The 12,672-nt window shown below is 39.9% G+C and carries 9 protein-coding genes, 1 pseudogene and 3 other annotated features; of the genes and pseudogenes, 3 read left to right on the top strand and 7 right to left on the bottom strand.

The features are described 5' to 3' along the window. Positions 1 to 9 precede the first annotated feature (9 nt). The 3 genes from MUG87_RS15720 to MUG87_RS15710 are packed head-to-tail and all read right to left on the bottom strand — an operon-like array spanning position 10 to position 3,872. The gene (locus MUG87_RS15720; RefSeq protein WP_247083387.1) at positions 10 to 1,767 is read right to left on the bottom strand and encodes a putative 2-aminoethylphosphonate ABC transporter permease subunit; all 1,758 of its coding nucleotides are present in this window, start codon (positions 1,765 to 1,767) and stop codon (positions 10 to 12) included. Then, positions 1,767 to 2,771, bottom strand: a complete 1,005-nt coding sequence (locus MUG87_RS15715) for a putative 2-aminoethylphosphonate ABC transporter ATP-binding protein (RefSeq protein ID WP_247083386.1) — start codon at positions 2,769 to 2,771, stop codon at positions 1,767 to 1,769. The genes MUG87_RS15720 and MUG87_RS15715 overlap by 1 nt, the downstream gene beginning before the upstream one ends. Positions 2,772 to 2,792: 21 nt before the next feature. After that, positions 2,793 to 3,872, bottom strand: a complete 1,080-nt coding sequence (locus MUG87_RS15710) for a putative 2-aminoethylphosphonate ABC transporter substrate-binding protein (protein WP_247083385.1) — start codon at positions 3,870 to 3,872, stop codon at positions 2,793 to 2,795. Between the two features lie 431 nt (positions 3,873 to 4,303). On the opposite strand from MUG87_RS15710, the gene MUG87_RS15705 reads away from it, so the two are divergent. Continuing rightward, entirely contained in the window at positions 4,304 to 5,101 is a 798-nt protein-coding gene (locus MUG87_RS15705; protein ID WP_247083384.1) for an EcsC family protein, read from the top strand. 108 nt (positions 5,102 to 5,209) lie between these two features. Here MUG87_RS15705 and MUG87_RS15700 read toward each other — a convergent pair whose 3' ends face one another. The 4 genes from MUG87_RS15700 to MUG87_RS15685 form a co-directional block, all read right to left on the bottom strand. Next, a complete protein-coding gene (locus MUG87_RS15700; protein WP_247083383.1) occupies positions 5,210 to 5,977 on the bottom strand; it encodes an alpha/beta hydrolase in 768 nt (255 codons plus the stop codon). Between the two features lie 129 nt (positions 5,978 to 6,106). Continuing rightward, on the bottom strand, positions 6,107 to 7,225 hold the full coding sequence (locus MUG87_RS15695) for a prephenate dehydrogenase (protein ID WP_368042574.1): 1,119 nt from the start codon (positions 7,223 to 7,225) through the stop codon (positions 6,107 to 6,109). Positions 7,226 to 7,241: 16 nt separating this feature from the next. Continuing rightward, positions 7,242 to 7,452 (bottom strand) — a binding site (T-box leader). Beyond that, entirely contained in the window at positions 7,443 to 8,540 is a 1,098-nt protein-coding gene (locus tag MUG87_RS15690) for a bifunctional 3-deoxy-7-phosphoheptulonate synthase/chorismate mutase (protein ID WP_247083382.1), read from the bottom strand. (Overlaps the previous feature by 10 nt.) Before the next feature lie 439 nt (positions 8,541 to 8,979). After that, positions 8,980 to 9,190: a binding site (T-box leader), on the bottom strand. A gap of 35 nt (positions 9,191 to 9,225) precedes the next feature. Beyond that, positions 9,226 to 9,450 (bottom strand) — a binding site (T-box leader). A gap of 109 nt (positions 9,451 to 9,559) precedes the next feature. Next, complete coding sequence (locus tag MUG87_RS15685; RefSeq protein WP_247083381.1) at positions 9,560 to 10,642, bottom strand: nitric oxide synthase oxygenase; 1,083 nt, start codon at positions 10,640 to 10,642, stop codon at positions 9,560 to 9,562. Positions 10,643 to 11,126: 484 nt separating this feature from the next. Here MUG87_RS15685 and MUG87_RS15680 point away from each other — a divergent pair. Then, a pseudogene (locus MUG87_RS15680) lies at positions 11,127 to 11,339 on the top strand (cardiolipin synthase); the annotation flags it as partial. Positions 11,340 to 11,401: 62 nt separating this feature from the next. Then, positions 11,402 to 12,508, top strand: coding sequence for an AI-2E family transporter (locus MUG87_RS15675; protein ID WP_124565462.1), 1,107 nt, complete (start codon positions 11,402 to 11,404; stop codon positions 12,506 to 12,508). Positions 12,509 to 12,672 lie beyond the last annotated feature (164 nt).

Raw genomic sequence — 12,672 nt, 5'->3', positions numbered from 1 at the left:
ACACTCCTTCTATCGTTTTTGCCATTGCAAGGTACGCTGCTGCAATGCTTTTGTTCCGCGTTCATATACAACACGAACTATAATATTTGTAATTAATATCAACATGCTCATCGCCGCTGCAGGAGCCAAGTTACCTGCGTCCTCCATATTGACGATGGAAACAGCTGCTAGCTTAAAATCAGCAGAATACAAAAACACAACCGCTGAAATAGTAACCATCGCATTTACAAAAAAGTACATCATCATTTCTAGAATTGCTGGCAAACACATGGGAATCGTAATCTTCCATAAAGTTTTATAAAAAGGCACTCCCATAGACTCTGAAACGAGCTCAAACTCTCTATCTAATTTTTTAAGCGCAGTTGTCGCTGTTACAAAAGCTACTGAATAAAAATGAATAACATTAGCTAGTACAAGTATTGCGACCGTTCCGTATAAGAAATGGAATGGATTTGATATGCGCATACCAAACAGATTAATTTCTGGATTACTAAAGAAAAAGATATATCCTAAGCCAATAACAAGTCCAGGCACCGCCAACGGAACGACAGATAATAGATAGCCTGCACGACGCCATATATTCATGCTTCTTATTTTCTCAATTGCATATGCATATACGAAAGTAACAACCGTTCCTACTACTGCAGTGACAGCAGCAACAAGCAAGCTGTTTTTATAAGCTGCAAAACCATCTCCCGTGTAACTACTAAAGTGAATATGCTCCAGCGTGAAATTCATATTGTAAGGCCATACTTTTACAACCGCCGCCATAAACACAGCTCCTACAACGAGGAGGAGCGCCCCAGTAATAGTAGAGCAATATACAAAGTATATGTAATCTCGCAGTCGATTTTCTTTCGTCATATATGGCACGGCTTTAGAAGATAAAAATTCCGCTTGCTTTCGTTGGGCAATTCGATCAATTGCAAAAGCCAGTATCGCAGGCAATAAAAGAAGGATTCCTACAGTAGCGCCCATAGACATATTTTGTTGACCTATAACTTGCTTATATATGTCCGTTGCTAACACGTTATATTGTCCACCGACTACTTTAGGAGCGCCAAAGTCTGTAAAACTTAACGTAAATACTACAAATATGGCACTCATCAATCCGTATTTCACACTTGGTAACGTAATTGTAGCCATCTTTTTTATGATACCGGCACCAAGCGTATCAGCAGCTTCATACAGACGATAATCCGTACCTTGCAGCGCAACAAGTAAAATTAGAAAAGCCTGCGGAAAAGTATAAATAACCTCCGCCATAATAATGCCAATTGGTCCGTAAAAGTCTATTTGCCATCCAGGCACCATTCTAAAAAGTCCATGTGTAATTAAACCTTGGTTTCCGAATAAATACATAAGCGCTATGCCGTACATCATCGTCGGAGCAAAAAGTGGCAACAGGGCAGCATATCGAAATAATATTTTTCCGCGGATATTGGTTCGCACTAATGCATATGCATAGCAAAATGCGAGTGTTACAGCAACAACAGTCGTCATTGCTGAAACAAATAATGAGTTTTGTAAGGACTGCACCAATGAAGGTGTAGTAAAATACGTACGGAAGTTTTGCAACCCGATAAACTTTCCGTTCTCACCGAAAAATGCTTGCATGAATAACTGAAGCAGCGGGAGAATTAATACAATCAAAAACGAAAGAATCATGATGAGAATAAGAAGACGTTGTAGCCACTCATTCTTTCCAGCTATTTTCTTCACTTTGTTTCCCGAAGTGACTGTTACATGTTTAGAAATCATCTCCATTACACCATCACCTTCTCCTCGTACGACAGCATATGGTTCTTTGAAAACGATATACTTTGTTTCATTCCGATGTGAAGATGAATATGTTGTGTTGCGGACACATCTACAGTTATCAGCTCATTATGCAAAAAAGATGATTCCTCCTGCACCCTTACAAGCGCTCGATAAACAGGCCCTCTAAATTCAATGTTCTCCACAACTACACTTATGCCATCCTCTTTATCTATTCTTATATGCTCAGGTCTAATTGCCAAAAGGTGTTGATCTGAACCTTCTTTAAAAAAGTTAATTGATCCAATGAAGTTTGCTACAAACGGATTAGCAGGCGTGTGATATATCTCCTGTGGTGTGCCGACCTGTGCAATTTCTCCGTTGTTCATCACAACAATTTTATCCGCCATGGTCAGCGCCTCTTCCTGGTCATGTGTTACCATGATGGTTGTGATACCAACCTTTTGCTGAATAGACCGTATCTCATAACGTAGCTTTTCCCGAACCTTCGCATCCAGTGCTGATAAAGGCTCATCTAATAGGAGGAAATCAGGAGAGAGCGCCAGCGCCCTAGCTAATGCTACTCGCTGCTGCTGCCCTCCTGACATTTGAGCTGGATATTTATCCTTAGCATGCAATAAGTCAACAAATCCCAAATTTTCTAGTGCACGTTCTCGCACTTCATTTTTAGGAAGCTTCTTCGCTTTCAATCCAAACTCAATATTTTGTAAAGCTGTTAAATTAGGAAATAATGCATAAGATTGAAACACAATTCCAAAATTTCGCTTTGAGGGCGGCAAAGCTGTGATGTCTCTTCCTCCTACATAAATTTTTCCTGTCGTAGGCTTTTCTAAGCCAGCAATAGTACGAAGCAGCGTAGTTTTGCCGCATCCACTAGGGCCAAGTAAACAAACAAATTCATTTTTTTCGACCTCGAAAGAGATGTCCTTTAATGCTGTAAACTGACCAAATTGCTTGTTAACATGCTCAATAGACAAATATGGTTGACTCAACGTTGTTCTTCCTCTCTATCTTTATTGCTTAGGCTCAGCTTTTTGTCCGAACTCTTTTTCCCACTTGGCTAAGATTTCATCTCGGTTCTCAGCAGCCCACTTCAAATCATTTTTCTCGTATAATTTATTTGTTACATCTGCCGGAAATCCTTGGGGTTCTTTAAAATCATTTTTAATGGTGGCAAAGCCATTCGCATTAAAATACTGCTTCATAACTTCATCGGAAATAGCCCAATCTAAGAACGCCTCCGCAAGCTTACGGTTCTTTTGTTCTTTCTTTTTAATAAGTGCATTTGCCTCTACATCCCAACCTAAGCCTTCTTTTGGAAGAACAACTTCAACAGGAGCACCCTTTTGTTTTTCCTTTACGCCACTGTATACCATAGAAACGCCAACGGAATATTCACCAGCCGATGCAAGTTTGGCAGGCTTAGAGCCGGAGTGTGTATATGTACCCATATTCTCATGAAGCTTTTTCATATAATCCCAACCTTTTTCTTCTCCCATCATTTGCAGCCAAGCCGCTACGGTTAAGAAGCCTGTACCTGAAGAAGCAGGGTGCGGCATAACAAGAGTCCCTTTATACTCTGGCTTTATCAAGTCTTCATAAGAATTTGGCATCGGCAGTTGTTTCTTTTTCAACTCTGCTATGTTTACTGCAATTCCTGTCATGAACGCTGTGTTTCCTACCCATTTTTCCGGTTGATCATCATCCTTGAATGGTGCTTCCACTCTCTCTACACCTTTAGGAGAATACCCCTGCAACATATCTTTGTCTTCTAAAGCTAATAGACTAGATGCTGCGGTCCCCCATACAACATCCGCAGGTGTATTCTTTCCTTCCGCTAATAGCTTGGCTGTAATCACACCCGTGGAATCACGTACAATATTCAATTTCACATCCGGATACTGCTTTTTAAAAGAATCCAGGTACTTTGGAATCAACTCTTCCTCGATTGCTGTATATACAGTCAAATTCCCGCTGAGTTTTCCACCTTCAACATTCGAAGCCGCTTGTTCTTGCTTAGTCCCGCATCCTACTAACATAGAAAACACCATTGCTGCAGTAAATCCTGTGACAAGTTTCTTTTTTACTTTCATATTTCTCTCTCCTTTTTTCATTTATTCTCATACCTTCACTATAAAGAACAGGTGTAAAACCTATATGAATCAAAGGTTAATAGTTTGTTTTATGTGTTTTTCAGTGGGTTTGGTTGTTTTTGTTACAACCACAACACATTATAAAATTAGAAAACGTTGATTTATTTACAATTCCTTTATAAACAACGTAAACTCCCACAAAAATCAGCTTACTTTTATATAACTCCCTCATCTTGAAAATAAAATTAGGTATAATGAATGTAATGCCCCCACTATTTTACATTTGGCTGTGTTAAAGCCTAATGTTGATAATTGGCACTTATTGATGCGAGTAAAGGGGGGAGACTCCTGCGGGAAAAGCGAGCCCCCGTAACGGAAATCAACAACGAACTTTAACAAAACCTTACATTTATAAAAAGGAGCTAAACCAAATGGAGACAAAACAACAATTACTGGAGGCATTAAGCGAGGTGAACAAATGGGAAATGGAACAAGAAGACCTTTGGTTTTTTGAAAAATGGGGCAAAATTCCCTTTACTGTTTTAGATAAACTAACACCTGCATTCGTTCACAACAAAATTAACCTTGTTATCGAGGAGCTAATCAGCTATATTCATACAGGCAGTAAATACTTAATTAATACCGACGCTACCATTCGTAAATTTGGCAATGTAATGACCCTAGTAGATATTCAGCATCTCCCGTTAAGAGAGATGGATGGTATTGCGACAAACATTATGAAAAACCGAAAAAATATTGCTACCGCACAAGGTGCTACAACCGGACTTGGTGGTATTTTCACATTAGCAATTGATATTCCTGCCCTATTGAGTATGTCACTTAACGTGCTACAGGAAGTAGCTATTTGTTACGGCTATAATCCGGAAGATGAGCAAGAGAGACTGTTTATCGTCAAATGTCTGCAGTTTGCTTCTTCAGACATTGTTGGGAAACAAACCATTTTGAACGAGCTACAAAACTTTGCGTCTCGCGCTGACACTCAAGATAGTGTATCGCAAATTGCATCTTGGCGTGAGGTAATTACTGTTTATCGAGATAACTACGGTTGGAAGAAATTATTTCAAATTGTACCGATAGCTGGTATGCTGTTTGGCGCTTATCTCAATCGAAAAACAATTGAAGACATATCAGAGGCAGGTCACATGTTGTATAAAAAGCGTAGAATTCTAGAGAGATTGCAAGAAATAGAGCATGTTTCCGAGAAATAAAATATGTACAAGTAGAAGAAAGAACCGTTTGTCAAAGTACTGCGTAAAACCATGCACCTGACAAGCGGTTCTTTTGCTTTATTTCTTCCAAAACACAAGAATTGTTTTTTATATGTACAGATACTCCAAAATATCCATAATACGTGTACGCCAAGCCGCTTCGTTATGAGCAGCTCCTTCAATAATCTCAAACGAACAATCTATTTTACTTCGCAGCAATTGATGAACACGCTTGCTGGAATCTACATATATTTGCGGTGTAATCTTGGCTGTCACTTCATTTGTTCCTACATCCAAATAGAATCTTTGAATTGGAGATAAGTCGCTTGTTTGAATAAGCGCTTCTAATTCATCCTGATTAAACCAGTATGCTGAAGAAAGAGATGCAACTCTTTTGAATATGTGCGGATACACACAAGCAGCATATGTAGAAATCAATCCTCCCATAGAACTTCCTGCAATCGCCGTGTCATTCACTAGCGTACGATAGCGCGCATCAATCATGGGCTTTAGTTCATGAACAAGAAACTCAACATATGCTTTTCCTTCTCCCCCTAAACTGATATCTTCATCAAGAAGAATTTGTCCCATTTCTCTACTTTCCCAAGGACCGTATTCATTAAAGCGATTATACCATTCATGATTACAATCAATACCAACTACAATCAGCGGCACATTATATTTGTCTAAAAACTCACCTAACCCCCAGCTCACTCCAAAGCTTGCTTCTTTATCGTCGAACACATTTTGACCATCCTGCATATATAAAACTGGATATTGTGTATCCGTTTGTTCATAATCTTTTGGTAAATATACTCGTACAGTTCTTTTTCTATTTTCTAATGTGTTGATTTGCACTGCAAATATCTCTAACACTGTACATCCTCTCCTTTGTAATTCATTTTTTCTACTGTATCAACATACATGATATCACTTCCAGAAAAATTACCTTTTATACAGCAAAAAAGACGTCAGAGAAAATCTGATGCCTTTTTTATGTGCTGTTTACAGCGCTTCATACGTTTCATACCCTACACTTTCTAGACATCCACTAGCTTGCATGCGATCCTTTTCGGTTCGAAAGCTGATGCGCAGTACACCTAAAAGCCCTTCACGAGCTTCTAATATTTGCAAATTGGTAATGCTAATCCCGTTCTCAGCAAGTACGGCTGTTACTTTTGCCAGTTCGCCTGCTTTATCCAGTACATCTACATATAAATCAAAATAAGATGGAATAGCTCCTTTGGTACGAAGTGGCAAAGCATCGCGGTACATTTTTGCATCAGAAAAGTAACTTTGAAGTTCTTCTCCGTTATCCACTAGCTGTTTTAAATCTTGCATATCTTCTATCCATTCTTCCAGCAGCTGACTTAAGTGTCCCTGATTTTGCTTCACAATGTCATTCCACATTTTTGGACTGCTAGAGGCAATTCGTGTAATATCACGAAATCCACCAGCTGCAAGCATATTTACAAGCGGTGTATGTGCTGCATGTCTCTTCACTTGTTTTACTAAACCTGCAGCGATTAAATGCGGAAAATGACTCACAATACCAGTCACATAATCATGTTCCTTTTGTTGCATTAATAAAAAATGTGCATGTGTGCCTGCAAGCCAAAGCTTTAGCTCTTCTACTTTTTCAGTAGCTGTTCCCTGCCTCGGTGTTAAAATGTAAAATGCATTTTCAAACAAATGTGCCTTTGCGCTTTCTACCCCGTTTTTATGAGAGCCGGCCATCGGATGACCACCAATAAATGTTACTTCACGAGGAAGCAATGTATCCGCCGCAATCATAATGTGTTCTTTTGTGCTGCCTACGTCCGTAATAATAACATCCTGCCTCATCTTGGCATGAGCGAGCTGTGCTAGCATAGAAGCAGTTTCTTCCACTGGTAACGCCAAGACAATTAAATGTGCGTCCTCTGCCGCTTGCCCCACGTCTCCAGCTATTTCATCAATGACACCGAGCTCAATCGCAGGCTGTAAATCACGAATATCAAAACCTATGACTTTTACATCATGTATCTTTTTAATGGCCAATGCAATCGATCCACCAATTAAGCCCATTCCGATGACCAGCACTCTCTTTTGCATATCTTCACTCCCTTTTTGTCCTAAAAAAATCCCTGCCGACTGTATCGGCAGGGACGATGATGACCGCGGTACCACCCTGATTGCAGCCAAATAGCTGCCTCTCTTGTTGTTAACGATCTGACAGACCGTCTTTTCCTTACTAGAAAAAGAAGCTCAGGGAGTGTACTTCATATCCGCTTATATACTGATTCACACCTGCCATCAGCTCTCTGAGATAGGGAAGCGGCTATTACTGAAATTCCCGTCATCACACACTATGTTGTACAGAACCTGCTAACTTAGAACGAAAATCTTTCAATTCTTCCATGAACGCATTAAATTGCGGGATATTCATTTGCTGTGCAGAATCTGAAAGTGCAACTGCAGGATCTGGATGTACTTCTGCCATAACAGCGTCGGCACCGATTGCTAACGCAGCTTTGGCTGTCGGAAGCAATAGATCTCTTCGTCCTGTTGAATGCGTTACATCCACAACGACCGGCAAGTGCGTTTCTTGTTTTAAAATTGGTACTGCCGAAATATCAAGCGTATTGCGCGTTGCTTTTTCATATGTGCGGATACCGCGCTCACATAGGATGATTTGATCATTGCCTTGCGCAATGATGTACTCTGCTGCATTAATGAATTCTTCAATTGTTGCTGCCAAACCACGCTTTAACAATACTGGCTTATTTACTTTACCCGCAGCCTTTAGTAAATCGAAGTTTTGCATATTGCGTGCACCGATTTGAATTACATCTACGTAATCCAATGACATTTCAATATCGTTTGGATTTAAAATCTCACTGATGATAGCCATATCAAACTCATCGGCAACTTTGCGTAAAATTTCAAGACCTTCTATACCAAGACCCTGGAAATCGTACGGAGATGTGCGCGGCTTAAAGGCACCGCCTCGCATTAAGCGAAGACCTTGCGCTTTCATCGCTTTTGCAACTTCACGTACTTGCTCGTAGCTCTCAACTGCACAAGGCCCCATGATAAATGATTGTGTACCATCACCAAGTTTTTCGCCTTTAATATCAACAATTGTGTTTTCTGGCTTTTTCTTACGAGATACAAGCAATGCTTTACGATTATCATCTTCCTGCAGCTCAAGGCTTGCTTTGAAGATTGTTTTAAAGATGTGCTGGACAGTAGATGTCTCAAACGGTCCTTCATTATTTTCTGCAATCATATCCAATACCTGACGCTCACGCACAGGGTCAAAGCGTTTTACACCTTGCAGCGTTTTTTGCTCTCCAATTTCTTTTACAATCTTACCGCGTTCGTTCAAAAGCTTAAGCAACTGCAGGTTAATTTCATCTACCTTTTGACGCAATCTGTCTAATTCATGAGTTTTCATGTTCATTCCTCCTGTTATATGTGTATTATAAACGCCAGTTCTAATTCAATACCAACCGCATGAGACGGCTGTTTCAACCAATCGGAAAAGAAAGCCATCACCCCTTTCATCATATAAAAGCAGAGCCGACCGTTTAGACACAGAGCCTAAGGTTCTCGGCTCGAAAAGGCGCTTTCTGCCTTTTTGTGACCGAGGTTCTTAGGTGGGAGTGTCTGGGAGGCGGCGCTAGATCGCTGAAAAGCAGAGCCGACCGTTTAGACACAGAGCCTAAGGTTCTCGGCTCGAAAAGGCGTTTTCTGCCTTTTTGTGACCGAGGTTCTTAGGTGGGAGTGTCTGGGAGGCGGCGCTAGATCGCTGAAAAACAGAGCCGACAAGTTAAGTAAAGCTGGCCAACAACGCAACATGTCATCTTTTATATAAAAAAACGCCCCTGCCTTATGACAGGGACGATGATCATCGCGGTACCACCCTACTTGCGAAGTCACACTTCGCCGCTTTTATTGGTAACGATCTCATGACCGTCTCCTCCTCAACCGGAAGGAGATGCTCGGGAATCGTATTTCATGCTTGCCTGTGTACTGATTTGCACCGACCATCAGCTCTCTGTAACAGGGAGACAAGTACTACTGAAATTCCTTCATTGCTCACTATGAAATTATATACAAAAAGTCCCTGCTGAATAAACAGCAGGGACGATAGTTATCGCGGTACCACCCTTGTTGCGGACTTACATCCGCCACTCTTCATGTTAACGATCAAATGACCGTCTCTCCCTTCATGACATATACTTCACTACGAAAGAGATGCTCGGGGATTGTATTTCACAATTATCTATGTGCTGATTTTCACCAACCATCAGCTCTCTGCAACAGGGAGATAACTCCTACTTAAAACCCTTCATGGCTTTATTATGAATTTGTACGGTAATTTTAATTTGTATTATAGAGCGGTCTTCCTTATTGTGTCAACCGTTTTATTAACAAAAAAATAAGTACATTTTCAATACATGCAATTTTCCCTTAAAACGTGCCTGTTTGATACGGTGCATGTTGATAGAAATAATTCGGCTTTACAATTTCATTATCATAGCTTTCATGAAAAATATGCGTGGTTGCTGGTGAAACAGGTGGAATCAACCATGTCCAGTCTCCTGTTAACTTACGCGCATGTGCACATTCCTGCTCCGCAAATAACCGAAATTGCTGCGCAGCGGTATGATGATCCACAATGCTTACACCTGCTGCTTTAAATGAATGCAGCACCGCAATATTTAATTCAATTAACGCTTTATCCTTCCAGAGTGTGCTGCTTTTACTTGTATCAAGCCCCATCAAATTACCAACACGCGGCAGCATATGATAACGACCTTCATCAGCTAGATTTCTTGCACCGATTTCCGTTTCCATATACCACCCATTAAAAGGAGCTGCGGTATAAATGATACCGCCTATTTCAAGAGACATATCTGAAATAATAGGCACCGCATACCATTGTAGCTGTAAGTCTGAAAACCAAGCGAATTCCGGGTGGCTTAACGGCACACGCATCACACTTGTTTCTGGAATAGAAAACCATTTCGGCCCATTCCCAGCATCTATCACAAGCGGTAACACATCAAAGTTTGTACGCTCGCTCTTCCAACCTAGTTCTTCACAAGTGCGCGTAAATGCAAGAGATGCGGGATCGCCTATTACGCTACCTTCTTCCTCATATCCTGCATAACGAATCAATTGATGATTCCAAATCCGCATCCCTTGCCGAAAAACAGTAATTGTTGGTCGAATTTTCCCATCATTGGTCGCAAAATTAATATGCCGCAATAATGCCGTAAATATATCTTCCTCTGCTTGCAATTGCCTTTCATCGAATACATGCAAACTATTCCAAAACAAACGGCCAATGCAACGATTGCTGTTTCGCCAAGCCATTCGTGCACCATATGCGAGTTCTTCATAGGTGTGTGTATATGTACCGGTTACTTGAATTTCCTCTTCTATCCCTTTCATTCGCTGTACAATCGTTTCTTGGCTTTTTCCTAATTCATCATAACATGTATATATGAACTGCCTTGCTTCCTCAAGCAAAGCCTGTTGCTTTGACACACAATCCTCTCCTAACTGTATCTACCATCTAAGTGTACTTTATAGTATATCTGATTATAACAAAAACATAAAAATCGTACTTCTATGGACTAACAAGATCGATAAAAATCTTCCATAAATGTGTACAAATTTTGTACGAATCTTGTAATACTTCTCTCTTAAATATTATTCTGAAATAACCAAAACTCAATATTCGAGTTTATCGGTATAAGCTATATAGTATCTCCGACATATAAGCAACAAAGGAAACAAAAGTGCCAGAGCGTTTCTTAAAACGACGTATAGAGTTTATATTTGTGCTTTTTATGCTTTTTGCAGCATACATTATTTTTTTCACAGAAACATCTTTCATCTGGAAAACGCTTTGTGTTGGTGTTTACAGTTCTTTCATTTTAATCAGCGCTTATTCTCTGATGTTAGAAAATCGAAGCGCCCCTTATACGCTGTGTGGATATACGTGCTTGTCTTTTTACCCGTATTTTTCATCGGCACAGCAAACATGGATATGCGAAGCTTTGAGTTAAACTTTGAAGTCAATGTATTTCTGGTAGGTGATTCTTCTATTCAAACTTTAATAGCACACTATGAAGAAGACATCATGAACAGCGAACGCGTAAGCCCAGTTTAATTGTATAAGCGAAGCTTACTAGAACGTACAAAAGAATCATTTGCTCGTCTATTTTCAGGTTCATTATAGTCTACAATCCCCCTAATTGTATGGTAAACTATAGAAAAACTTATATAGAATGAGGTTATGCTATGCCCCAAACAAAAGCATTTAAATTCGGCTATGCCATTTTACTTATTTTCTTAATTATTTGGGTAGGAACAAAAATTGATTTTATTTTCCAACCCGTTGTGGCACTCGTACAAACGCTGTTTTCACCATTTTTAGTCGCGGGTATATTGTACTATCTGTTTCGACCATTGGTGAACTACTTAGAATCCCGCAAAGTGAGAAGAACACTTTCTATTTTGCTTATCTACACTGTGTTCGGCGGCTTACTTACGTTACTTGTCTATTCTTTAGGTCCAATTTTACAACGGCAGGTTAACAGCTTAGTTGATAATGCGCCATTTTTAGTAGAAAACGCACGAGTTAAGATACAGCAATTACAACAAAATGAATGGGTAAATCGGTTTCAAGAAAACAGTAATTTTAATTGGGATGAGCTTTCAACGGAGGCTTCTGCCTATTTATCATCTAGCTTAACGAATATCGGAACAAATATTGCACGTTTTATCGGGGTTGTTACGAGCATCATTACAATCTTCGTTACGGTTCCCTTTATTTTGTATTACATGTTAAAAGAAGGCGAAAAAGCACCGCAGCAAGTACTGCGTTTGCTACCACCTTTACAGCGAGAGAACGGTAAAAAAATTCTATCAGACTTAGACGGCGCATTGAGCTCTTATATTCAAGGTCAGGTTTTTGTAAGTATATGCGTTGGGATTATGCTTTATATCGGTTACCTAATTATTGGCATTGAGTACTCATTACTCTTGGCTATTATAGCGATGTTCACAAACGTAATTCCATTTGTCGGACCGATTATTGCTATTATTCCAGCTTTAATTGTTGCCGTTTTAGAGTCACCAACAATGGTTGTAAAAGTTCTTGTCGTCATGGTAATCGCGCAGCAATTAGAAGGCAACGTAATATCTCCGCAAGTAATGGGACGCTCGCTTTCTATTCATCCGCTTACCATTATTTCTATCTTGCTAGTAGCTGGCAGTTTGGGTGGTCTGCTAGGACTTATTTTAGCCGTTCCAGTATATGCAGTCATGAAAGTCGTGGTTCAAAATACTTATCGCTTATGGATGCTGAGAAAAGAAAGAGATATCGAAAACGATATACTTTCATAAATCATCTATTTTGCTTCTTTTGGATATGAATTAAAAGCACGGATTTCTCCGTGCTTTTTTTGTTATGATATTCCTACGACCGCTCGTTATCCCAATGCAACTAAGCCCTTTAGTTGCTTTTCAACATTCTGATCGTATACACCGCCATGATAACAAACCACACA

It is taken from the genome of Ectobacillus sp. JY-23 (assembly GCF_023022965.1).
Lineage (GTDB): Bacteria > Bacillota > Bacilli > Bacillales > Bacillaceae_G > Ectobacillus.
The sequence above is the reverse complement of the archived record's forward strand: the minus strand, read 5'-3'. Positions and strand labels throughout refer to the sequence as shown.

Excerpts from the sequence above, each read along its gene's own strand:
- MUG87_RS15720 (WP_247083387.1), bottom strand. The coding sequence starts at position 1,767 with ATGGAGATGATTTCTAAACATGTAACAGTCACTTCGGGAAACAAAGTG.
- MUG87_RS15710 (WP_247083385.1), bottom strand. The coding sequence starts at position 3,872 with ATGAAAGTAAAAAAGAAACTTGTCACAGGATTTACTGCAGCAATGGTG.
- MUG87_RS15705 (WP_247083384.1), top strand. The coding sequence starts at position 4,304 with ATGGAGACAAAACAACAATTACTGGAGGCATTAAGCGAGGTGAACAAA.
- MUG87_RS15690 (WP_247083382.1), bottom strand. The coding sequence starts at position 8,540 with ATGAAAACTCATGAATTAGACAGATTGCGTCAAAAGGTAGATGAAATT.
- MUG87_RS15675 (WP_124565462.1), top strand. The coding sequence starts at position 11,402 with ATGCCCCAAACAAAAGCATTTAAATTCGGCTATGCCATTTTACTTATT.